The sequence below is a fragment of the Azospirillum sp. B506 genome (genome assembly GCF_000333595.1).
Taxonomy (GTDB): Bacteria; Pseudomonadota; Alphaproteobacteria; order Azospirillales; family Azospirillaceae; genus Azospirillum.
Genome location: NZ_BADK01000604.1, coordinates 1 through 21206 on the forward strand (window position 1 = coordinate 1; position 21206 = coordinate 21206).

At 67.0% G+C, this 21206-nt stretch carries 21 protein-coding genes; 9 read left to right on the forward strand and 12 right to left on the reverse strand.

Translation table 11 applies throughout. The features are described from left to right. Positions 1 to 134: 134 nt before the first annotated feature. Entirely contained in the window at positions 135 to 2057 is a 1923-nt protein-coding gene (gene nifA / locus I71_RS17595) for a nif-specific transcriptional activator NifA (protein WP_042696141.1), read from the reverse strand. 350 nt (positions 2058 to 2407) lie between these two features. Between nifA and I71_RS17600 the strand changes: the two genes are divergently transcribed. The 3 genes from I71_RS17600 (at position 2408) to I71_RS17610 (ending at position 5064) form a co-directional block, all read left to right on the forward strand. After that, the gene (locus I71_RS17600) at positions 2408 to 3100 is read left to right on the forward strand and encodes a TetR/AcrR family transcriptional regulator (RefSeq protein WP_042696154.1); all 693 of its coding nucleotides are present in this window, start codon (positions 2408 to 2410) and stop codon (positions 3098 to 3100) included. Between the two features lie 144 nt (positions 3101 to 3244). Further along, a complete protein-coding gene (locus tag I71_RS17605) occupies positions 3245 to 4105 on the forward strand; it encodes an HlyD family secretion protein (protein ID WP_244433899.1) in 861 nt (286 codons plus the stop codon). Further along, positions 4102 to 5064, forward strand: a complete 963-nt coding sequence (locus I71_RS17610) for an ABC transporter ATP-binding protein (RefSeq protein WP_042696155.1) — start codon at positions 4102 to 4104, stop codon at positions 5062 to 5064. Before I71_RS17605 ends, I71_RS17610 begins: the two co-directional genes overlap by 4 nt. Before the next feature lie 4 nt (positions 5065 to 5068). On the opposite strand, the gene I71_RS17615 is transcribed toward I71_RS17610, so the two are convergent. Then, positions 5069 to 5434, reverse strand: coding sequence for a hypothetical protein (locus tag I71_RS17615; protein WP_244433900.1), 366 nt, complete (start codon positions 5432 to 5434; stop codon positions 5069 to 5071). Positions 5435 to 5810: 376 nt separating this feature from the next. On the opposite strand from I71_RS17615, the gene I71_RS17620 reads away from it, so the two are divergent. Beyond that, positions 5811 to 6035, forward strand: coding sequence for a hypothetical protein (locus I71_RS17620; RefSeq protein WP_042696157.1), 225 nt, complete (start codon positions 5811 to 5813; stop codon positions 6033 to 6035). A 174-nt stretch (positions 6036 to 6209) separates the two neighbouring features. Then, entirely contained in the window at positions 6210 to 6443 is a 234-nt protein-coding gene (locus tag I71_RS17625) for a hypothetical protein (protein WP_042696142.1), read from the forward strand. On the opposite strand, the gene I71_RS17630 is transcribed toward I71_RS17625, so the two are convergent. Beyond that, positions 6436 to 8592, reverse strand: coding sequence for a hybrid sensor histidine kinase/response regulator (locus I71_RS17630; RefSeq protein WP_042696143.1), 2157 nt, complete (start codon positions 8590 to 8592; stop codon positions 6436 to 6438). The two genes, I71_RS17625 and I71_RS17630, sit on opposite strands and share 8 nt — an antisense overlap. A gap of 156 nt (positions 8593 to 8748) precedes the next feature. Then, positions 8749 to 9537, reverse strand: a complete 789-nt coding sequence (locus I71_RS17635) for a molecular chaperone (RefSeq protein ID WP_083897230.1) — start codon at positions 9535 to 9537, stop codon at positions 8749 to 8751. 289 nt (positions 9538 to 9826) lie between these two features. Here I71_RS17635 and I71_RS17640 point away from each other — a divergent pair, with 289 nt between their 5' ends. Then, entirely contained in the window at positions 9827 to 10216 is a 390-nt protein-coding gene (locus I71_RS17640) for a carboxymuconolactone decarboxylase family protein (protein ID WP_042696144.1), read from the forward strand. A gap of 6 nt (positions 10217 to 10222) precedes the next feature. Here I71_RS17640 and I71_RS17645 read toward each other — a convergent pair whose 3' ends face one another. Next, on the reverse strand, positions 10223 to 10516 hold the full coding sequence (locus I71_RS17645; protein ID WP_042696145.1) for a hypothetical protein: 294 nt from the start codon (positions 10514 to 10516) through the stop codon (positions 10223 to 10225). Between the two features lie 120 nt (positions 10517 to 10636). Beyond that, positions 10637 to 11296 (reverse strand): LexA family transcriptional regulator, encoded by a 660-nt coding sequence (locus I71_RS17650; RefSeq protein WP_042696146.1) that lies wholly within the window; start codon positions 11294 to 11296, stop codon positions 10637 to 10639. A gap of 93 nt (positions 11297 to 11389) precedes the next feature. Here I71_RS17650 and I71_RS17655 point away from each other — a divergent pair, with 93 nt between their 5' ends. Then, the gene (locus tag I71_RS17655; protein ID WP_042696147.1) at positions 11390 to 11599 is read left to right on the forward strand and encodes a helix-turn-helix transcriptional regulator; all 210 of its coding nucleotides are present in this window, start codon (positions 11390 to 11392) and stop codon (positions 11597 to 11599) included. A gap of 72 nt (positions 11600 to 11671) precedes the next feature. On the opposite strand, the gene I71_RS17660 is transcribed toward I71_RS17655, so the two are convergent. The 5 genes from I71_RS17660 to rfaD all read right to left on the reverse strand — a co-directional run bounded on the left by I71_RS17660 (position 11672) and on the right by rfaD (position 16655). Then, positions 11672 to 12607, reverse strand: coding sequence for a ribose-phosphate pyrophosphokinase (locus I71_RS17660; RefSeq protein ID WP_042696148.1), 936 nt, complete (start codon positions 12605 to 12607; stop codon positions 11672 to 11674). 193 nt (positions 12608 to 12800) lie between these two features. Then, entirely contained in the window at positions 12801 to 13568 is a 768-nt protein-coding gene (gene pgeF, locus I71_RS17665) for a peptidoglycan editing factor PgeF (protein WP_042696149.1), read from the reverse strand. 129 nt (positions 13569 to 13697) lie between these two features. Next, positions 13698 to 14831, reverse strand: coding sequence for a class I SAM-dependent methyltransferase (locus I71_RS17670; protein ID WP_042696150.1), 1134 nt, complete (start codon positions 14829 to 14831; stop codon positions 13698 to 13700). A 4-nt stretch (positions 14832 to 14835) separates the two neighbouring features. Beyond that, positions 14836 to 15657, reverse strand: coding sequence for a prolipoprotein diacylglyceryl transferase (gene lgt / locus I71_RS17675; RefSeq protein ID WP_042696151.1), 822 nt, complete (start codon positions 15655 to 15657; stop codon positions 14836 to 14838). Positions 15658 to 15668: 11 nt separating this feature from the next. Continuing rightward, positions 15669 to 16655 (reverse strand): ADP-glyceromanno-heptose 6-epimerase, encoded by a 987-nt coding sequence (gene rfaD, locus I71_RS17680; protein WP_042696152.1) that lies wholly within the window; start codon positions 16653 to 16655, stop codon positions 15669 to 15671. A 249-nt stretch (positions 16656 to 16904) separates the two neighbouring features. On the opposite strand from rfaD, the gene I71_RS17685 reads away from it, so the two are divergent. After that, positions 16905 to 17366 carry a cache domain-containing protein gene (locus tag I71_RS17685; RefSeq protein ID WP_042696153.1) on the forward strand — a complete coding sequence of 154 codons (462 nt, stop codon included), beginning with the start codon at positions 16905 to 16907 and terminating at the stop codon, positions 17364 to 17366. A 29-nt stretch (positions 17367 to 17395) separates the two neighbouring features. Further along, a complete protein-coding gene (locus I71_RS17690) occupies positions 17396 to 19078 on the forward strand; it encodes a methyl-accepting chemotaxis protein (RefSeq protein WP_049976179.1) in 1683 nt (560 codons plus the stop codon). A 66-nt stretch (positions 19079 to 19144) separates the two neighbouring features. On the opposite strand, the gene leuA is transcribed toward I71_RS17690, so the two are convergent. Further along, a complete protein-coding gene (gene leuA / locus I71_RS17695; RefSeq protein WP_083897232.1) occupies positions 19145 to 20869 on the reverse strand; it encodes a 2-isopropylmalate synthase in 1725 nt (574 codons plus the stop codon). Positions 20870 to 21206 lie beyond the last annotated feature (337 nt).

Below are 21206 nucleotides of genomic sequence, written 5' to 3' on the forward strand. Positions count from 1 at the left end.
ACAGCGGGCGAGGGGCTTCTCAAGCGAAGACAAGACGGAAATCCGTTCGATCGGAGAGCGCCATCGAACCGAAGGCCCGGCAACGTAGCACGAAAGAGCGTCGGCGTGCGACCGGGGCGGTTGTCGGCCGCTTCCTAGAACCGTTTGATTTCGATGTTGTACTTGCGCAGCGCGTAGCTCACCTGCCGCGTCGTCATGCCCAGCAGGCGGGCGGCCTTGGCCTGGACCCAGCCGGTCCGCTCCATCGCCCAGACCAGACGGTCGCGCAGCGGACCCGAGTCCGGCTCATCCAGCGGCAGGTCGGGGCCTGCGTCCGCGGGTTGCGGGGCCGGGGCGGAGGGAACGACCGGTGCGGTCGCCGCTGGCTGTGGCGCGGGCAGGGGAACGATGGACGAAGGCGCCAGCGGTTTGGACGCGCCGCAGACCGGCATCGGTCCGGCCCCGCAGCCGGAGGCGCAGGCCGGCCATTGTGTACCGTTCGCCACGCCGTTCGGGGTGCCGTTCGGGCCGCTGCCGAGGGCCCCATGCGCCGCCCCATTCGGGGGTGCCGGCATCGCCTGGGGCATCGTGGGCGGCTGCGGACGGCCCGGGACGGGAGGGGCAACCGACGGGTTGGTCGGAGTCCCGCTCATCGACGGAGCCAGTCCTCCGACGGCGGCGCCCATGGTGCGGTACTGGAACAGCACCGACGAGTTGCAGAGATTCATGCTGCAGGACAGGTCGGGCACGCGGATGGTGCCGTTGCGGCACTGGGTGGCGGCGCGCTCGATGCAGTTCTCCAACTCACGCACATTGCCGGGCCAGGTGCAGCGGTTCAGCACCTCCAGCGCCTCCGGGGCGATGTCCAGGTTCAGGCCGTTGTCGCGGCCGAATTTGCCGACGAAATGCTTGGCCAGCATGGCGATGTCGCCACGCCGTTCGCGCAGTGGCGGCAGGTGGATGGTCACCACGTTGATGCGGAAATACAGGTCGGCGCGGAACTTGCCGTGGCCGACCGCCTCCTCCAGGTTCAGGTTGGTGGCGCAGATCAGCCGGACGTCGGTCTTGATCGTCTTCGACCCGCCGACCCGCTCGAATTCCTGTTCCTGCAACACGCGCAGCAGCTTGGCCTGGAAGTTGGAGGAGATGTCGCCGATCTCGTCCAGGAACAGGGTGCCGCCGGACGCCAGCTCGAACCGGCCCTTATGGTCCTTCTGGGCGCCGGTGAAGGATCCCTTCTCGTGACCGAACAGCTCCGACTCCAGCAGCGATTCGGGCAGGGCGGCGCAGTTGACGCGGATGAAGGGGGCATCCTTGCGCGGCGACAGGTTGTGGATGGCACGCGCGATCAGCTCCTTGCCGGTGCCGCTCTCGCCGCGGATCAGCACGGTCGACTTGAAGGGCGCCACCCGGTGGACCTGGGCCAGCACGTCGACCATGTTGGGGCTGGTGCAGACCACGTCGTTGACCGGCGCCACCACCGGCCGAAGCTCCTTCTGGACGCGGAAGGTCTCGCGCATCATGAAGCGCCGCTCCTCCGCCACCGTGCGGTGCAGGCGCACGGTCTGGCCGATCAGGTTGGCGACCATGGTCAGGAAGCGGACATCGGAGCCGAAATGGCCGCTGGGGCCGTCGTCGGAGATGCGATCGATGGTCAGCACGCCGACGACGGTGCCGGCCGCCTTGATCGGCACGCCGACCAGCGAGGCCACCTGTTCGTCCAGATCGTCGCGCCCGCCGGACCGGTTGTTGAACAGCGGCTCCTCAGCCAGGTTGGGGACGACGGCCGGCATGCCGGTCTTCAGGATGCGGCCGCTGATGCCTTCACCCTGGTTGTAGTCGATCTCCTGCGCCGGCGAGTCCTTCGGCAGCCCCTGCGCGGCGACGAGCCGCAGAGCCCCGTCCTCGCCCTGGAGGTACACTCGTCCGCGATGCATCTGCAACTGGTAGGACAGCGCCCGCAGCACCTCGCGCAGGGTCTGTTCCAGATCCAGCGATGACCCGAGGATCTTGCTGACCTCGTAGATCGTCAGCAGCTCCAGGCTGGAGGATGACGCGGACTGGGCAGCACTCGGCATGTTCGATCCCCTCGCTCGGCTGGGGACCCGGGCAAATGCCGGACGGCAGCGTCCGGTCATCGCAAACCATCGGGTCCCGGCGTCAGCGCCTTGATCCGTACCTCCCGACAACCGCGGCGGCCGTTGGTCCGGCCACGCTGTTCCTGTCCTGTTTTGGCGCCCGTCGGTCGGAGCGGGCTTGGCCGCGCTTCCATTCGTACGCTGTCGGCCGGTGGAAAGTGTCCGTGACTGCTCGCCGAAAGGCAAGACCTTTTGCATAGATTCTACCGCAACGCACAATGACCTTAGCCATTGGAGACACGGTCGGCTTCTGTTAATAACTGACTGATCAGTAATTAATGGGGCGTGCCATGCCTGTCCGCCCAGCCGATCCGGCCCCGAAGCCGGGTAGCGATCCGCCGCGTTGGCGCCGTCGCAAGGACGCCCGCCCGCAGGAGATCGTCGCCGCAGCGATGGACGTCTTCGCCGAACGCGGTTTCGCCGCCACGCGGCTGGAGGAAGTGGCGGCCCGTGCGGGCATCAGCAAGGGCACGCTCTACCTCTATTTCCCCGGCAAGGAGGAGCTGTTCAAGGCGGTGGTCCGCACGGCCATCCTGCCCAACCTGCAACGGGCCGAGGCGTTGGCCGCCGCCGCTGGCGGACCCTGTTTCCCGGTGCTGGAGCGGTTGCTGCGCATGGTGGCGCACCTGATCGTCACGACGCGCCTTGCGACCATTCCGCGCCTGGTGATCGCCGAGGCCGGCAATTTCCCGGAGCTTGCCGCCTTCTACCATCGCGAGGTGATCCGCCGCGGCTTCGGCGTGCTGGCCGCCCTGTTGCACCGGGGGATCGAAAGCGGGGAGTTCCGCCCGATGGCGGTCGATCCCAACGTGCGTCTGATTGTCGCGCCGCTGTTGATGAGCGCCGTGTGGCGGACCTCCTTCAATGGCGTGGAGGGCGAGCCGCCGATGGACATGATGGCGCTGGTGGAGGTCCACATCGGCAACCTCCGCCGGGTGCTGCTGCGCGATGCGGCGGAAGCTGCCGGGGATGGGGCGCCATGAGCGGCCTTCTCGGAAGCATCCTGGACGGGTTGGCCGCTATCGCGCTGGCCATCGGTCTGCCGGTGACGGCTGGCGGGCCGCCGCCGCTTGCCCATGGCTATGTCGAGGGGGAGTATCTGCGCATCGCGGCCACCAAGGGCGGGCATGCTCGAAAGTCTGTCGGTCGCCCGTGGAGCGCGGGTTCCGGCCGGAGCGCCTTTGTTCGCCATCGACCGCGCCACCGCCAGGGCGGAGCGCGACCGGCTGGCGGCGGCCCTGGCCCAGGCCCGGGCGCAACGCGCCGATCTGGCCACCGGCAAGCGGGCGCAGGAAGTGGCAGTGGTGACTGCGCAGAAGGCGCAGGCCGAGGCGGCCCTGCGCTACTCCACCGCCGAACTGGCCCGTCAGCAGGAACTGGTCGCCCGCAGGGTCTCCTCCCCCGACAAGCTCGATCAGGCGCGCGCCGCCTTCGACCGCGACCGCGGCCAGTTGGCGGAGGCGGAGGCGCAGTTGGCCGTCGCCGCGTTGCCCGCCCGCCCGGAACAGCTGCGTGCGGCCGACGAGGCAGTAACCCAGGCGGAGGCGGCATTGGCCCAGGCGGAGCGGCGGCTGGCCGATCTGGCCCCGGCGGCCCCGGCGGCGGCCCTGGTGGAGGACACGCTCTACAATCCAGGCGAATGGGTGCCCGCGGGTTCCCCCGTCGTATCGCTTTTGCCGCCGGAGCGGGTGAAGCTGGTGCTGTTCGTGCCGGAAACCGCCATCGCGGGGCTGACGCCGGGTGGAACCCTGTCGGTGCGCTGTGACGGCTGCCCGCCGGGCCTGTCGGCGCGGGTGACGCGGATCGCCTCGCAGGCGGAATACACCCCGCCGGTGATCTACAGCATCGGCAGCCGCGAGAAGCTGGTCTTTCGGGTGGAGGCCCGGATGGAGGCCCAAATGGAGGTGGGGCCGGATCGGCCGCTGAACCCGGGATTGCCGGTGGATGTGTGGCCGGCCGCTGCGTTGCCGGAGGGGCCGGGTCGATGACGCAGGCGCCGGTTCCGGCCATCGACGTGCGTGGGCTGGTCAAGCGCTTCGGCAGCAAGACCGTGGTCGACGATGTGTCGATCCGGGTGGAGACCGGAGAGATCTATGGCTTTCTCGGGCCGAACGGATCGGGGAAGACCACGACGATCCGGCTTCTCTGCGGCCTGCTGACACCGGATTCGGGGGAGGGCACCTGCCTTGGCCTCGATATCCGGCGGCAAAGCGCGGCGATCAAGCGACAGGTCGGTTACATGACCCAGAAGTTCAGCTTCTGGGAGGATCTGAGCATTGCCGAGAATCTGGACTTCGTCGCCCGCATGTATGGCCTGTCCGACCGCCGGCGGCGGGTGGTGGAGGCGCTGGACAGGCTGGGTCTGTCCAACCGTCGCGGACAACTGGCGGGTGAACTGTCGGGCGGCTGGAAGCAGCGTCTGGCGTTGGCCGCCTGTATCCTGCACGAGCCGAAGCTGCTGCTGCTGGACGAACCGACGGCGGGGGTCGATCCCAAGGCGCGGCGGGAATTCTGGGACGAGATCCACCGGCTTGCCGGGGAAGGGCTGACGGTGCTGGTCAGCACCCATTACATGGACGAGGCGGAACGCTGTCACCGCATCGCCTACATCGCCTATGGCACGTTGATGACCCACGGAACGGTCGATCAGGTCATCGCCGGATCGGGCCTGCACACCCGTCTGGTCGCCGGCAGCGGCCTGCATCGCATCGCGGCGGCCCTGGACGGCCAGCCCGGGGTTGAGATGGTCGCGGTCTTCGGCAGCCGGCTGCATGTCAGCGGCACCGACGCTGCTGCCCTGGACCGGGCGCTTGCCCCCTGGTCGGGGCAACTGGGGTCAGGACAGCGGGAGGCGGGGCAGCTGGAGCTGCGGATCACCGCGACGGAACCGACGCTGGAAGACGTCTTCATCCACCTGATGAACCGCAGCACCGACAATTTCCGCTGACGGTTTACTCGGTCTGGGCAGAGGTAACGCCGGTGTTCTTGTTCCACTTCAGCGTCAGCTTGGAGATCTGGCACAGGTTCAGCCCCTGCCACACCGCCGACTCGCCGTCGTCATAGACGACCTTCATGTCCCACTTGCAGGTGCTCTCGGCCTTGGCGAAGGCAACCTCGAAATACTCGCCGTCGTTCAGGACGTCGCGGCCGAGGATGTCCTCGTCCCAGCTGTTGTTGTTGTTCTCGGAAACGTAGATGTGCTTCAGCGGATAGCCGGTCTTGTTCACGATGGTGAAGTCCTGCTGCCCGGCGAGCGCGACGCCATGCATCAGGAACAGCGAGGACGCGACCAGCAGGGCCTTGGCGACGTTCTTCAAGATAATCTCCGTAAGGGGAAAAATTCAATCGTGCTGGAATCTGTGCATCGCAATCGAGAGACGTCAACTCTTGAGTTAATCCAAGAGTTTGTTGCGACTCTGAAGTATTATTTCTTCCGCTTGTAAGAAAACGACCGGTGATGGGTTGCCGGCCTGGACCAGGTCCGATGGCGGTGGGGTGGGGCGGGAAGGCCGGTTTCACGGTTGCAAGAGGCCAATGGTCGCAAGCGCCCGGTGCGTCGTGTTCTTTGTCGCGGCGCACAAGATGTGGTACATGATGGAAACCCGGCCGACGAAGCCGGGCAAGATCATGACCAAGTTCTGGACCGCAGCCGGTCCCGCCGGGGCGGTCCCAATCCAGGGGAAGGAACAACGCATGTCGGGTTTCAAGGACGCGCCGCCGGATGACCGGTCCGAACTGTCGCCGGAGCAGGAGAGCGCCATCCGCATCGTCGCCAACAACCTGCATCGCCTGAACGACGCGGTCGTCAAGGCGGTCGAGGCCGGCGTGACGGTGGAGCTGATGCGCACCGCCCGCTATCACAACGAAGCCGGCAATTGGGGCGACCAGCTCACCCCGGTGATCCGCCCCGGCAAGTGACCGGGTCCGGCCATTCGGGCCGGGAGCTTGGCGAAAAGGCCGCCTCCGTCCAGCGGATGGCGGCCTTTTTTCGTATGCCGACAAAATTTCGGCGTCGCCGGAAGAAAGGCTGGTCGGCGGCGGCGGCGACCACAAACTTGTTGGGCATTCCGCTATCGATGCGAGGCCCCAGCCATGCCGTCACGCGATCCCGAACGGCGCGCAGCCGCAAGCCGTGAACAGACCGACCGGAGCGTTGCCCAATCCGAGTCCGATGCCGAGCCGATGACGCCGGGGGAACTGAACGCGATGTGGAAGCTGAACCGGCTGGAACAGCCGACCTTCGACGATCTGACCCGCGGTCTGTGCCTCGGTCTCGTCTGGTGCATGGCGATGTGGACGCCGATGTTCGTCAGCGCGCTCAGTTGATCCGGTCTGCCGATCCATTCTGCACCAGCGCGCGGATGCGCGCCGTCAGCTGGTCGGGGGTGAAGGGCTTCGCCAGGACCGACGCGGTATCGGCGCCCATGGTTGCCAGCGATTCGGGGCTGTAGCCGGACGCCAGCAGCACGCGCAGCTGGGGCCACTGCTCGCGGATGTGCCGGGCAAGGTCGATGCCGGACACGCCGCCGGGCATGACCACGTCCGACACCACGAGATCGAAATTCCGGTCGGTCTCCAGCAGCGTCAGTGCCGTGACCCCGTCTTCCGCGGTCTCCACCGTGAAGCCTTCCTGGGTCAATCCCTCCACCGTCGCCATCAGCACCAGCGGATTGTCCTCCACCACCAGAATGCGCAATGGCCGCAGGTCCGGCGTTGCGGCGGGGGCGGGGGCCGGCGATTCGGCCGGACGGGCGTCGGTCAGCGGAAGATCGATCCGGACGCGGGTACCCTCGCCCGGCCGGCTGTCGATGGAGGCGCTGCCGCCGGACTGGCGGGCGAAGCCATAGACCATCGACAGGCCGAGACCCGTCCCCTTGCCGACGCCCTTGGTGGTGAAGAAGGGATCGAAGGCGCGGGCCATCACCTCCGGGGGCATGCCGGCGCCGGTGTCGGCAACCTCGATGCGGGCGGTGCGCGGCTCCGGACCCGGCGCGGCGGTGATGCGGATGCGACCACCGCCGGGCAGGGCGTCACGGGCGTTCAGCACGAGGTTCAGCACGGCCATTTCCAACTGCACCGGATCGACGGCGACCGCCATCGGTGCAGGCGCGATGTTCCAGTCGAGGGTGACGTCGGCGCGGATGGAGCGTTCCAGCAGATCGTCCATCCGACGCAGGCTGTCGCCCAGATCGACCACCGTCAGGTCGATGGCGTCCTGGCGCGAGAAGGACAGCAGCTGCCGGGTCAGCTTCTCCGCCCGTTCCAGCGCGGTCCGCGTCCCTGTCAGGAAGCGCTGTCCCTCGACCGGCAGATGGCGGGAGAGCAGATGCAGGTTGGCGAGCGCCGCGGTCAGCAGATTGTTGAAGTCGTGCGCCACCCCGCCGGTCAGCTGGCCGAGCGCCTCCATCTTCTGGCTCTGGCGCAGCACCTCTTCCAGCATCTCGCGGTTGCGCACCTCGTCAGCCCAGCGCTGGACCGCGGCGCTTTCGGAGGCGGCGCGGCTGTAGGCCAGCCAGGCGATCAGCGCCAGCGCCAGCGTCGCCGGAGCGACGAAGGCGGCGTCCAGCGCCATGTTGCGCCACCAGGACCGGGTGATCTGTGTCTGGTCCAGTCCATAGACGACGTAGACCGGGAAGCTGCCGACCCGCTTGTAGGCGAACACACGGTCCAGACCCTGCACATGGCTGTCGCCGGTGCGGAAGATCCCTTCGTCGGGCTGCCTGCGAATTTCGGCACGGAGGCCGCGGTCGGCGGGCAGGGTGGGCAGAGCCGCGTTCGGCCGCATCGCGTCGAGGGTGGGGAACCGCATCAGCATGGCGCCGTCATCGCGGATCAGCGCGATGGACTCTCCTTCGGTGCCGATGATCTGCCGATAGAAGCTGGCGAAATAGTCGGGATTGATGATGGCGGCGATCATCCCGTCGAATTTGCCGTCCGGGCCGCCGGGACCGCTGCGGCGCCGGCTGATGCCGAAGCTGGGCTTGCCGGTGACAGGGTCGGCGACCGGCCCGGCGATGAGCAGGCCGGCGTCCCGCTCCCGTTGTTCGCGGAAATCCGGCCGGTTGCCGACATAGGTGTTGCGCGCGGGAAAGACGAGGCTGGAGTTGCGCACGATGCCGTCGGGGTCGGTCAGTCCGATGGCGCCGATCTGCTCCAACTCGCCTTTCAGCGTCTTCAGGTAGCTGTGGAGCGAGTCCGATGCGGCGATCTCCTGCCAGCTTCGGCCATGGATGCGCTCATCCACCCGATCCAACAGCTGGGACATGGTGTCGAACACCTTCAGCATATGCTCATGCAGGATCAGTGCATTCTTGCTGCTGTTCCGTTCAGCCTCGTCCTGGGCCTCCCACCGCTCGCGCCAGCCGATGCCGGCGAACAGCAGGAGCGGCAGGGCGACCGACACGGCCAGCAGCAGACGCAGAAGGCGCAAGGACCCTCTGCGGTCGGTCCGGCTGTCGAGGCTGCGAATGGGCATCACCAACCATTGTCAAGGAAAGGAACCGACGCCGGAGACCGTGGCCACCGCTCGGCAGTACAGGGCAGACCCTGCCCCATCCACCATGGCCGAAGCATCGAAGGACGGGCAACTCCGACTTTACGGCAGGTGGTCGGCGGTGCGCGGTCCGGCAGCTTATGGGTCGCAGGTGCAGGCACGGGGAAAGCGTCCGTCCGTCCAGCGTCGGCGTCGGCGGGCATCGGAACCGTCCTCGGCCGGACGCGGCAGGCCGCAAACCTCGCCGAGACGGTCGCGCAGATCGTCGAGCTGGGCGTTGGTCAGGATGGCGATGCTGGCGAAGAAGGGTTCCCGGCAACGGGTGGCGACCCGGCTGCAGAAATCGGGAACCCAGCGCAGCGGATGGCGGTCGAGGAAGCGGATGGCGTCGGGCCTGCGTCCGCGGTCGAGCAAGGCGGCCAGCAGCGCGAGTTCCACGGCGACATGGTCCTCCGCCAACCGGTCCAGTGGCCCTTGGCGCAATTCCGCATCCAGCCCGTTGCGCCAGTGCCGCAGGGAGGCGGCGGCGTCCTCCCGCAACGCTTCCTCCAGCCACGGCCCTTCGGTTGGGCTGACACGCAGTTCGCCGCTGAGATGGATGGCGGTGAAATCCGCGACCAGGGGGACGAGGCTGCGACGGGTGATGCGCTCCGGCAGGTCGCTCACCACCTCGTCCAGAAGCGCGGCTGCCTGCAGGGCGTCGTCACGGTCCAGCGCCAGCGGTCCGCGGCCGACCGGGTCGCGCCGCAGCGTCTCCAGCAAGGCGGGAGTCGGCTCTTCGGCGTTCAGACGGGCGAGGAGGCGCAGGCCCTGGACGGAGGCGGCCAGATCCAGCGCGTCGGGAGCGGCTGTGCCGGCAATGATGGAACCATCATCGTTGGCATCGCCAGCTGGCGACAAGTCGGCCTCCAGAACCGTACTCTCCACGCTGTTCCTCCCGGCAGTCGGACCGGATCGGACAGGTGCCGGAGCCGGGCCGCATGGGAACGCTGCACGAATGGATTTCGTGTCTTTGGACTGCTTTTCAGCACCGCGGGCTCCGGGCGGATCGGTCGTCCGAATGTTTGCGCGATCTGATGCAAGTCTCTACTACCAGCGCGACAGGCATGGGTCAATGTGGCCGATGGATGGGGGGTGACATAGACCAGAGGTTGCCTTGCGACAGGATGTCCGGCCTTATCGGAAGTCCCCGTCCCATACAGGAGGTCACGACGCCATGCCGCTTCCCCTCATCGAACAGGCCGACGCCACACCGGATGTCCGCGCCGTCTATGACGACATCAAGGAGACGCGCAGCGTCCCCGACGTGAACAATTTCTGGAAGGCCATCGCCCATCACCCCGCGACGCTGGCGCGGACCTGGGAAAGCCTGAAGGAGGTTATGGCGCCAGGGGCGCTGGACCCGTTGGTGAAGGAGATGATCTTCGTCGCGGTCAGCGTGACCAACAACTGCCAGTACTGCATCCGCTCCCACGAGGCGGCGGCGCGCCGGCTGGGCATGACCGACGCGCAGTTCGGCGAGCTGATGGCGGTGGTGGGGATGGCGAACGAGACCAACCGTCTTGCCGTCGGCTATCAGGTCGATCTGGACGAGCGGTTGAAGTGATCCGCATCAGGCGGCGTGCGGCAGGGCCAGCGCCGCCTCTTCCGGCAGAGTCTCCGCCGGCCCCAAGCGCCGTTGCGGCAGGCCGTTGACCAGATCGCTGCGGACGGCGAAATGGGCGATGCTGCGGCCGTCGCCCAGTTCCTCGCTGGCGATGCGCTCAACCCGCACCTCCACGTCCCAGCCGATCTTGGCCCAGGCGGTCCGGATGCGGCGGGCCAATTCGCGGGCGCCGCGTTCGCTGAAGCTGTCGAGACGTCCGCCCGACGGACCGGGATGAAAGCGGGGATAGCGTTGGGGCATGGCCGTTGCTCCTTCGTCGATTGAGCCGCGCCGGACCTCGCCGGGGCGTCGTCGAGCAAAGGAATAGTCCAAATTGGACTATTTAGGACAGGAAAAGTCGATACCGGATCGGTATAGGCGTCAGGGTTCCTGCAGGCCGACCACGGTGTGCAGGGTGTCGAGGTCTTCCAGCGGCACGGCGAACTCGCGGTCGGCCGGCCGGTATTCGCGCAGGATCACGGCATCGGCGCCACGGCGCACGAACTCCTTCACCAACACCGCCTTGTTGCGCTTCACCACCACCACGCCGGCACCCGGCGCCGGCGGCTTGTGCGGGTTGACATGCAGAAGCTGGGCCGGGCGGAAGCGCGGCATCATCGAGTCGCCGACCACATACATGGCATAGGGATCGCGGGCGTTCTTCAGGTAATCGGGGCGGGTGATCCAGTCGATGGGGCCGTCTTCCAGGAACATCTCCTGGTCCACGCCGCCGCGTGCCGCCGCCCGCACCGGCATCGATGAGGCAGCCTGCGTCTGCGGACCCTGCGCGGTGCGCAGCAACGGCGGAAGCGCCGGACGGGCAGGCCGCGCAGTGGCAGGGGGTGCGGCAGGCGCGTCGAGGCCGAGCAGGGTCGCCGGTTCGACGCCCAGCGGCCGCGCCAGCTTGACCGCCCAATCGACGGTCATCTTGCGCTGGCCGGTCTCCAGCTTGTTGATCTGGGGCTGCGACGTGCCGGCGAGTTCGGCCAGCTTTTCCTGGCTCAACCCGGCGGCCTGCCGCAATTCACGCATTGTGGTCATGGCCCATTCATACCAAAACGGCTTTGGAAAGTCCATGGCAACGGAATAAATCCAGTTGCGCGCAGATCCCGGCTTGGTCTAAACCATTGCGGTATGACGCTCGATGACTGGCTCACCCGGACCGCAACCAAGGAAGAGGCCTTTGCTGCCCTGATCGGGACGAGTCAGGCCACGGTCAACCGGTACCGCCATGGTCGTCGCGTCCCCCGTCCCGCTGTGATGGCCCGCATCGCCGTCGCCACCGGCGGGCAAGTGACGGCGAATGATTTCCATGACCTGGGGGCCGGGCTGGGGGCCGGGTAAGGGCAAGGCGCAGCCAACAAAAAAGGCCCATTCCCAGCGGGAAAGGGCCTTTCCTGTGTGATGCTGCCGCCGTTACGTGAACAGGCTCGACACCGACCGCTCTTCGCTGATGCGCATGATCGCTTCGGCGAGCAGCGGGGCGATGGTCAGCTGGCGGATGTTGCGCGACACGCGCACGGCTTCGGTCGCCTGGATGCTGTCGGTGGTGACCAACTGCTCCAGCGGCGACACGGCGACGCGGGCGACCGCACCGCCGGACAGCACGCCATGGGTGCAGAAGGCGTGGACCGACTTGGCGCCGGCTTCCATCAGGGCGACGGCGGCGTTGCACAGCGTGCCGCCCGAGTCGACGATGTCGTCGATCAGGATGCAGCGGCGGCCATCGGCATCGCCGATGATGTTCATCACCTCCGACACGCCGGCGCGCTCGCGCCGCTTGTCGATGATCGCCAGATCGGCGTCCAGGCGCTTGGCCAGCGCGCGGGCGCGCACCACGCCGCCGACATCCGGCGACACGATGGTGACCTCGCCGATATTCTCGAAGGACTGGCGGATGTCCTTCTCGAAGACCGGGGCGGCCATCAGATTGTCGGTGGGGATGTCGAAGAAGCCCTGGATCTGACCGGCGTGCAGGTCCATCGTCAGCACGCGGTTGGCGCCGGCCTGGGTGATCAGGTTGGCGACCAGCTTGGCCGAGATCGGCGTGCGCGGGCCGGTCTTGCGATCCTGGCGGGCGTAGCCGTAATAGGGAATGACCGCGGTGATGCGCCGGGCCGATCCGCGCCGGAGCGCGTCGATCGTCACCAGCAGTTCCATCAGGTTGTCGTTGGCCGGGAACGACGTCGACTGGACGACGAAGACGTCCTCGCCGCGCACGTTCTCCAGGATCTCGACGAACACCTCCATGTCGGAGAAACGGCGCACGCTCGCTTTCGTCAGCGGCACGCCGAGACAGGTGGAGATCGCCTCGGCCAGCGGACGGTTGCTGTTGCCGGCAAGCACCTTCATCGGGGTGGGCTCTCTTTGCAGGGATACGGCTCAAGGCACGTCCGCCGCTCATGCGCCGCCGCCCCTTGAAAACGGGGCGGACCATAACAAAGGGCCGGCCCCGTGTAAACGTTCGATGACGGTCGGGTCTTTCCCCAATGGGGAATGCCGCCCCCGCGCGGGCGGCATGACCATGCGGCCGGCGGCTGCGCTTTCAGCTCTGCAGAACGATGGCCGAAAGACTGCGGCCGTAGTCGGGCTCTCCGCGCAGGCGGGAGCGGCGGTAGCTGAAAAAGCGGTCCTCCTCCGCCACCGTGTCGTTGGGGCAGCGCTGGATCACCGTCACGCCGGCATCACCCAGCCGGCGCGTGACATAGGCGGCCAGATCGAACAGGAAATGGCCGGGCTTCCGGGCGGGGGCGAAATAATCGCGGTTGCGCGGGTCCTCCTCCTCGAACGGAGCGGGGAATTCCGGCCCGACCTCGTAGGAGCGCTGGGCGATGCAGGGGCCGATGCAGGCGACGATGCGGCTCGGCTTGGCGCCCAGCTCGACCATGCGGGTGACGGTCGCCTCCAGGACGCCGCCCTTGGCGCCCTTCCAGCCGGCATGGGCGGCGCCGATCACCCGCGCCTTGCTGTCGGCGAACAGGACGGGCGCGCAGTCGGCGGTCAGGATGCCCAGGGCGATCCCCGGCTGCCGGGTCGCCATGGCGTCGGCCCTTGGTGCCGTCTCCGGTGTCCAGGGTTCTTCCACCACCACGCAGGTCGGGCTGTGGATCTGATAGCAGGTGATTAGGTTGCCCGGCGCCACCTCCATGCGCGCGGCAGCGCGGGCGCGGTTCTCGTGGACGGCCGCAGCCGAGTCGTTGGACCCCAGCCCGCAGTTCAGCGAGGCGTAGAGACCGGTGGAGACCCCGCCGGTGCGGGTGAAAAAAGCGTGGCGGATATGGGTGATGTCGTTCAGCGCGCCGAGTGTGATCACGAACGCCGTCCTTCCCTGTTCTGAGGCTCCCGCCCGATCGATGGGGCAGGGGGCCGCGATGCACGGTCCGCCCGGGTTGTCTCGATGGCGGTTATGGTGCGGTGTCTCTAACGGGGCCGCGCCTGCCGGTCAGAAGCCGGCCGGCGGGGCGTCGGCGAAGGCTCCGGGCGTGGCGAGCGCGACCAGTTTGAACAGCCTGCCCATTTGCGCCGGATCGATCAAGCGGTCCAGCGCGCCACGGATGTCCCGCGCCTGCTCCCGGCTTGCCTTGGCGGTCAAGGCCGCCGCCCGCTGGCGGATGCCCAGCCGGGACAGCCATTCCCCCTGCTCGACCGGGGCGAAGGACTGGGCGCCGCCCTCGCGCGCCGCGGTGGCGATGGCGGTGAAATCGACATGGGCGGTCAGGTCGGCCTCCCCCGGCGCCTCCAGCACGGGAGCGTAGGCATGGCGACACATCGCCTGAAGCGTGTCGCCGACCGCCGGACCGTGGGTATGGCCATAATCGATGACCAGCGCCGCGCCGGGAGCGGCGGCCAGCCGGCCGCCGATCAGCCGCGCCACCGCTTGCGACGCGGGCGAGACCTCCACCACGCTGCCGTCGGGCGCATCGCGCAGCGCATCCGGCACCAGCCGGTTTCCGGAGCTGCCGAACGCCTCCAGCACGAAGCGGAAGCGCGGAGCCTCCTCGGTGCTGTCGGGCTCGACATCGACCAGCCGCTCGAACCAGCCATGGTTCGTCTTCTGCACCTGTCGGATCGGCAGGGCATCGAAGAACTCGTTGGCGATCAGGATGGTCGGCCCCTCCGGCACATCCTCAAGCCGGTCGTGCCAGTGGACAGCGTCGCCCAGGACGGGGTGCAGGGTCTGGCGCTGCCGTTCCCGCAAGGACGGGCTGGTTTCCACCAGATGGACGGTGACGTTGTCGCGGAACAGCGGCAGCACCGCCGCCGCCCGCAGGAGGTCGGCCATCAGCGTGCCGCGGCCGGGGCCGAGCTCCACCAGATGGAAGGGGCCGGGGCCGCCCAGCCGCGCCCACGTATCGACGCACCAGAGCCCGACCAATTCGCCGAACATCTGGCTGATTTCCGGCGCGGTGGTGAAGTCGCCGCCGCTGCCGAACGGGTCGCGGCGCATGTAATAGCCGAAGCGCGGATGGCCGAGCGCCTCCGCCATGAAGGTGCCGACGCTGATCGGTCCGTCCATCACGATGCGGCGGGCCAGCAGATGGGCGAGCGTCTCCGGGCCGGTGCTTTCCACTGCCATGGCGTCAGGCCGGAATGGCGTGGCGCCGGCCGCGCATGACCAGCCACAGGCCGATGGCCACCATCGGCAATGACAGCAGCTGTCCCATCGTCGCGCCGGCGAACAGGAAGCCCAGCTGCGGGTCGGGTTCGCGGAAGAACTCAACCGTGATGCGGGACAGGCCGTAGCCGATCAGGAACAGCCCGCCGACCGTGCCCGGCCGGTTGCGCAGCGCCGGGGTGCGGATGGCGACCGCCAGCAGGAGGAACAGCACCACGCCCTCCAGCGCCGCCTCGTAAAGCTGGCTGGGGTGGCGCGGAACCTGCAGCGGATCGCGCGGGAAGACCATGGCATAGGCGAAATCGGGCGCCGGCCGGCCATACAGCTCGCCATTGATGAAGTTGGCGATGCGGCCGAAGAACAGGCCGATGGGGGCGCAGGCGGCGATGATGTCGCCGAAGACGAAGGGCGAAATGCCTCGCCGCCAGCAGAACAGTGCGATGGCGGTCAGCACGCCGACCATGCCGCCATGGAAGGACATGCCGCCATGCCAGACCTGCACGGCGTCCAGCGGGTTTTCCAGATAATAGGGCAGGTTGTAGAACAGCACATAGCCGAGCCGCCCGCCGAGGATGGTGCCGATCACCGCCCAGGTCAGGAAGTCGTCGAATTCCTCGGGGTTCGGCCGCCGGTCGGGGTCGAGCCGCGCCAGCCCCATGCAGTAGCGCCAGCCCAGGACGAAGCCGGCCAGATAGGCCAGCGCATACCAGCGGACGACGACGGGGCCGACGGAAAAGGCGACCGGGTCGATGGTGGGAAAGGCCACGACAGGCAGGGTGGCGAGCATGGGAACTCCGGTCAGCGGTACGGGTCGGGCTGCGACAGGAAATCCTGCACATAGCGCCGGACACCCTCTTCCAGCTCGGTGAAGGGCTGGTCGAATCCGGCGGCGCGCAGGCGATCCGTCGTCGCCTGCGTGAAATATTGGTATTTGCCGCGCAGATGCTCGGGCATGTCGAAGTACTCAATCCGGGGGGGCAGCCCCAGAGCGGCGAAGGTCGCCAGCGCCAGATCCTTGAAGCTGCGCGCCTTGCCGGTGCCGACATTGAACAGGCCGCTGACCTCGGGACGGTCGAACAGCCACAGCATCACCGCGACGCAATCGTCGACATGGATGAAGTCGCGCAGCTGGCCGCCATCCTCGAAACCGTCCTTGTGCGACTTGAACAGGCGCGCCGGCTGACCGGCCGTCAGCGGCGGGTGCAGCTTGGCGACCACGCTCATCATGTCGCCCTTGTGGGCCTCGTTGGGACCATAGACGTTGAAGAACTTCAGCCCGGCCCATTGCGGCGGCACGAGATCGCCGCTGGCGACCGCGCGGGCGATGCGGCGGTCGACCAGATGCTTGGACCAGCCATAGGCGTTCAGCGGCCGCAGCCGCGCCAGCCCGTCGCAGGACCCGTCATCGTCGAACCCGGCGGATCCGTCGCCATAGGTCGCGGCGGAGGACGCATAGATCAGCCGGCAGCCGCGCCAGGAACACCAGCGCCACAGATCCAGCGTCAGCGCGACGTTGTTGGCGACGATCTTGTCGACGTCCCGCTCGGTGGTGGCGGAGATGGCGCCGAGATGGAAGACGGTATCGATTTCGGCGGCGTGCTGGTCGAGGAAGGCCAGCGTCTGCTCCGGCGGCACCAGTGTCGCCACCTCGCGCTTGGCGAGGTTCTGCCACTTCTCGCCGTCGCGGAAGCGGTCGATGACCGCCACGTCGGTGACGCCGCGTGCAGCCAGAGCCGCGACAAGGTTGGACCCGATGAAGCCGGCCCCGCCGGTGACCACGATCATAGCGCTGTCCCTGCTGTCCGCGGCGGCCTGCCGCGGCCCGATGTTCCGGCCCTTATAGGCAGTGGCCGAGATGGTCGCAAGCTCAAGGGCATGACGCCTCCGAGCATGGAAGGCAACAGCGCTCCCAGGCAACATTCAGAAATATATCGCCGGAAAATCTTTGTAAGGGTTGCTCCCATCTGGCTGACCGCGCGTCGGAGATGTGAGCATGACCAATGATTTGGTGACGGTTGCGAAAGGAAAGCGATCATGCGTCTCTCCCATCTTAAGGCTGTTGCCGGAGCGCTTCTGGTGCTGACGGGCACCTCCGCCGGTGCCGAAACCGTCGCCACCAGGGACGAGGCGGTGGCGATGGTGGGCAAGGCGGTTGCCGAGATCAAGTCCGCAGGTGCGGAAAAGGCGTTCGCCGCCTTCAATGACAAGAACGGCAGGTTTACCGACCGCGATCTCTATGTGGTGGTTTATGACCGCACAGGCCGTTGCATCGCCCATGGCGCCAACTCCAAGCTGATCGGCAAGGATCTGATCGATGCCCAGGACATAGATGGGAAGCTCTATGTGAAAGAACGGATCGAGATGGCTCAGTCGAAACAGAGCTTTTGGCAGGATTATAAATTCACCAATCCGACCAGCAAGAAAGTAGAGCCGAAGCAAATGTATTGCGAATCTCTCAATGAGAGCATTGTCTGTGCCGGGATATACAGCAAGTAAGCCGGATCAATGCCGGAATGAGGCGCGCGATGACGCTTTCAAAAAAACTGGTGGCCCATTTCCTCGCGTTGGCAACCGCGATGGCATTGCTGGGCGGTGTCCAGGTCTATGCCTTGGCGGCGGTTGACGGGCAGGTCTCCACCATGTTGGCCCGTGCCATTGCCGGTTCCGGCCGGGCAGCCGAATTCTCCCAGGCATTGGCGGTGCATCGCAAACTGATGTACGAATTGATTGCCCAGATGTCGGTCCAGCTGCCCGAGGATCGCATCGAGGCGGCCAAGCGGCGTGTCAATGAGGCTGGTAAGAGCATCGCGGACGGCGGTGCCGCGCTGGCCGGCGGACTGACCGATCTGGACGACGAGGGAATCGGCCGGAGGCTGGACGAAGCGGTTCGCAAATACACCGCCCGCAGCGTGGACCTGATCGATATCCTGGATGGTGACGCGTCGACCACCCTGGCCTTCATGGGCGGGTTGGAGAAACAGGCCAACATCCTCGCCGCGGTGGTTTCCGAGGTTACGACGCTCTACAGCGGACTTGTGGATGAGGCGGAGCGGCAGACGACCCATTCAATTGCCGTGTCGTACGGCGTCGTCCTGGTCCAGGTACTGCTGTCGATGGCTGCTGTCTCGCTGCTCTACCGGTTCACCCGGCGCGACATCGCCCGGCCGCTTGCCCATCTCGCCGAAGTCGTCCGGGAGTTGTCCGGCGGCAGGATCGGTGTGACGGTCAGTGCCGCGCTGCCGATGCGGCGGGACGAGATCGGCGGCATCGCTGCCGCGATTTCCATCCTGGCCGGGAACGAGGCCGACCGGCAGCGCATGACGAGGGAGAGCGACGACAACAGTGCGATGCAGCGGCGGCGCGCCGACCGCCTTGCCGATCTTTCACGGCAGTTCGACGCCGCATCCAAGACCGTCATCGACGAAACCATCGCCGCGGTGGGGCAATTGGGCAGGACGTCGCAGGAAATGGCAGTGATCGCCGACCGTACCACCGGCCAGACCTCGGGGATGGTGGCGGCCATCGATCAGGCGGCGGCCAGTGCCCGCAGCGTCACCGCGGCAGCCGAGCATCTGGTCGACACCATCGGTGCGATCGGAAGCCGGGTAAGCGAATCCGCCGAGGTGGCCATTCATGCCGTCGCGGATGCCCGTCGAACCGACAAGCTGATCGGTGGGTTGACGCAGGCGGCCGAGCAGATCGGGGCGGTCATCCGGCTGGTCGGCGAGGTCGCGGGACAGACCAACCTTCTGGCACTGAACGCAACCATTGAAGCAGCGCGCGCTGGCGAGGCCGGCAAGGGATTCGCCGTGGTGGCCGGTGAGGTGAAATCGCTGGCCGGTCAGACGACGCGGGCGGCGGCGGAGATTGCCGACCATGTGGAAGCTATTCAGAACGCCACCTGCGAAGCGGCCGACGCCCTGCGCGCCATCGTCGGCACCATCGACGGCATGAGCCGGAGTTCGAGCGAGATCGCCGCCGCCATCGAGAACCAGACGGTGATGACGGGTGACATTCTGCTCAACATCCGCCAATTGCAGAATGGGACGGGGGAGATCGCGGCCCAGGTCGGTAACGTGATGGAGGGGGCGAGCCAGACCGAACAGGCGTCCCGCATGGTGAACAGCGCGGCGGAAAGCCTGCAGCGGCGGGCCGATCAGCTCAACCACGAGATCGGCAGTTTCCTGTATGAGGTCCGCAGGGCCTGATCCCGCGGCTGATGCCAGGGACGAGCCAGCCCCCATCCCTGGCATCCCCCTGGCATCCGGGGTCCGTCAGCGGATCGACCGGTTCGCCGCACTGACCAGCGCCCGCAGCGAGGCAGTCACGATGTCGGCATCGATGCCCACGCCGAACAGGGTCTTGTCGCCGGTCTTCACCTCGACATAGGCGCAGGCCTGGGCATCCTCGCCGGAGCCGATGGCGTGCTCGCGATAGTCGACGACGTGCAGATCGGTGCCGCAACCCTGGCGCAGGGCGTCCAGGAAGGCGTCGATCGGCCCGTTGCCCTTGCCCTTGGTGGTGACGATCTCGCCGTTGCGGCGCATCACCACGCTCATGACGCGGGCGCCGGAGTTCGGGCCGCGCGGCTCGGTCGAATACTCGACCAGTTCCAGCGGGCTGTCGGCATCCAGATACTCGGCCTTGAAGGCGGCATGGATGTTGGACGGCGACAGTTCCTTGCCGGTCTCGTCGGCGACGCGCTGCACCACCTTGGAGAATTCGATCTGCAGGCGGCGCGGGATCTGCAGGCCGTAGTCCTTCTCCAGCACATAGGCGATGCCGCCCTTGCCGGACTGGCTGTTGATGCGGATCACCGCCTCATAGCTGCGGCCCAGATCCTGCGGGTCGATCGGCAGGTAGGGAACCTCCCACTTGCCGGTGTTGGACTTGGTCAGCGCCTTCAGGCCCTTGTTGATGGCGTCCTGGTGCGAGCCGGAGAAGGCGGTGAAGACCAGTTCGCCGGCATAGGGGTGGCGCGGGTGGACCGGCAGTTGGGTGCAGTATTCGGAAACGCGGACGATCTCGTTGATGTCGTCGATGTTCAGTTCCGGATCGACGCCCTGGGTGAACATGTTCAGGGCCAGCGTGACGACGTCGACGTTGCCGGTGCGCTCGCCGTTGCCGAACAGGGTGCCCTCGACGCGGTCGGCGCCGGCCAGCAGGCCCAGCTCGGCGGCGGCGACGCCGGTGCCGCGGTCGTTGTGCGGATGCAGCGAGATGATCGCCGACTCGCGGTTCTTCATCGTCTTGCAGAACCACTCGATCTGGTCGGCATGGACGTTCGGCATCGACATCTCGACCGTCGAGGGCAGGTTCAGGATGATCTTGCGCTCGGGCGTCGGCTGCCAGACCTCCATCACCGCTTCACAGATCTCGACGGCGAAATCCAGTTCGGTGCCGGTGAAGCTTTCCGGCGAATATTGCAGGACGATTTCCGTTTCCGGGGTCTCGTCGGCCAGCTGCTTGATCAGCTTCGCACCCTGGACGGCGATGTCGATGATGCCCTGGCGGTCCAGCCCGAACACGACGCGGCGCTGCAGCTCCGAGGTGGAGTTGTACAGATGCACGATGGCGCGCTTGGATCCCTTGATGCCCTCGAAGGTGCGGCGGATCAGCTCCTCGCGCGCCTGGGTCAGCACCTGGATGGTGACGCCGTCGGGAATCTTGTTGCCGTCGATGATCTCGCGGCAGAAGTCGAAATCGGTCTGCGACGCGGCGGGAAAGCCGACCTCGATCTCCTTGAAGCCCATGCGCAGCAGCAGGTCGAACATGGCGCGCTTGCGGTCCGGACCCATCGGTTCGATCAGCGCCTGGTTGCCGTCGCGCAGGTCGACCGAGCACCAGATCGGCGCCTTGTCCAGGGTGCGCGACGGCCATTGGCGGTCGGTCAGCTTCACCTGGGGGAAGGGGGCATATTTGGATGGGGACTTCGGCAGGGTGGGGATGCCTGCGTTCGTTTGGGTCGCGGTGCTGTTGGTGTGGGTCGCGGTGCTCATGGCGTCGTTCGGCTCCAGTGGCGGCCCCAGGCCCTGCAGTCTGTGCGGGCGGGAGCGGCGGATCGGATTTTTGAAAGGCGGAGGGGAGGGACCGGCGAGGGTACGGCCGCGGAGCCGCCGGATGTGGCTCAGCGACCGTTGCTAAGTCGCAGTCCCGGCCCCGGCCGGGCGACGCCGATGCCGGCGCCTTTGAAGACTTCGCTCATGGAACAGACACTTCGACCGATGGAACTTGTGTGCGAACGCGACAAACCCGGACGCTTAAAGCGCCGGGCCGAGAAGTCGAAGAAGGGCGTTCTGGCGGTCGATGGTGATCATGGGGCGCACTGTGCGCAGG

Bases quoted from the DNA above. Each gene is read 5' to 3' on its own strand.
- I71_RS17610 (WP_042696155.1), top strand. From the start codon at position 4,102: ATGACGCAGGCGCCGGTTCCGGCCATCGACGTGCGTGGGCTGGTCAAG.
- I71_RS17640 (WP_042696144.1), top strand. From the start codon at position 9,827: ATGCCGCTTCCCCTCATCGAACAGGCCGACGCCACACCGGATGTCCGC.
- I71_RS17625 (WP_042696142.1), top strand. From the start codon at position 6,210: ATGCCGTCACGCGATCCCGAACGGCGCGCAGCCGCAAGCCGTGAACAG.
- I71_RS17655 (WP_042696147.1), top strand. From the start codon at position 11,390: ATGACGCTCGATGACTGGCTCACCCGGACCGCAACCAAGGAAGAGGCC.
- I71_RS17600 (WP_042696154.1), top strand. From the start codon at position 2,408: ATGCCTGTCCGCCCAGCCGATCCGGCCCCGAAGCCGGGTAGCGATCCG.
- rfaD (WP_042696152.1), bottom strand. From the start codon at position 16,655: ATGATCGTGGTCACCGGCGGGGCCGGCTTCATCGGGTCCAACCTTGTC.
- I71_RS17685 (WP_042696153.1), top strand. From the start codon at position 16,905: ATGCGTCTCTCCCATCTTAAGGCTGTTGCCGGAGCGCTTCTGGTGCTG.
- leuA (WP_083897232.1), bottom strand. From the start codon at position 20,869: ATGAGCACCGCGACCCACACCAACAGCACCGCGACCCAAACGAACGCA.
- I71_RS17690 (WP_049976179.1), top strand. From the start codon at position 17,396: ATGACGCTTTCAAAAAAACTGGTGGCCCATTTCCTCGCGTTGGCAACC.
- nifA (WP_042696141.1), bottom strand. From the start codon at position 2,057: ATGCCGAGTGCTGCCCAGTCCGCGTCATCCTCCAGCCTGGAGCTGCTG.
- I71_RS17650 (WP_042696146.1), bottom strand. From the start codon at position 11,296: ATGACCACAATGCGTGAATTGCGGCAGGCCGCCGGGTTGAGCCAGGAA.
- I71_RS17645 (WP_042696145.1), bottom strand. From the start codon at position 10,516: ATGCCCCAACGCTATCCCCGCTTTCATCCCGGTCCGTCGGGCGGACGT.
- I71_RS17630 (WP_042696143.1), bottom strand. From the start codon at position 8,592: ATGCCCATTCGCAGCCTCGACAGCCGGACCGACCGCAGAGGGTCCTTG.
- lgt (WP_042696151.1), bottom strand. From the start codon at position 15,657: ATGCTCGCCACCCTGCCTGTCGTGGCCTTTCCCACCATCGACCCGGTC.
- I71_RS17660 (WP_042696148.1), bottom strand. From the start codon at position 12,607: ATGAAGGTGCTTGCCGGCAACAGCAACCGTCCGCTGGCCGAGGCGATC.
- I71_RS17670 (WP_042696150.1), bottom strand. From the start codon at position 14,831: ATGGCAGTGGAAAGCACCGGCCCGGAGACGCTCGCCCATCTGCTGGCC.
- I71_RS17620 (WP_042696157.1), top strand. From the start codon at position 5,811: ATGTCGGGTTTCAAGGACGCGCCGCCGGATGACCGGTCCGAACTGTCG.
- I71_RS17605 (WP_244433899.1), top strand. From the start codon at position 3,245: ATGCTCGAAAGTCTGTCGGTCGCCCGTGGAGCGCGGGTTCCGGCCGGA.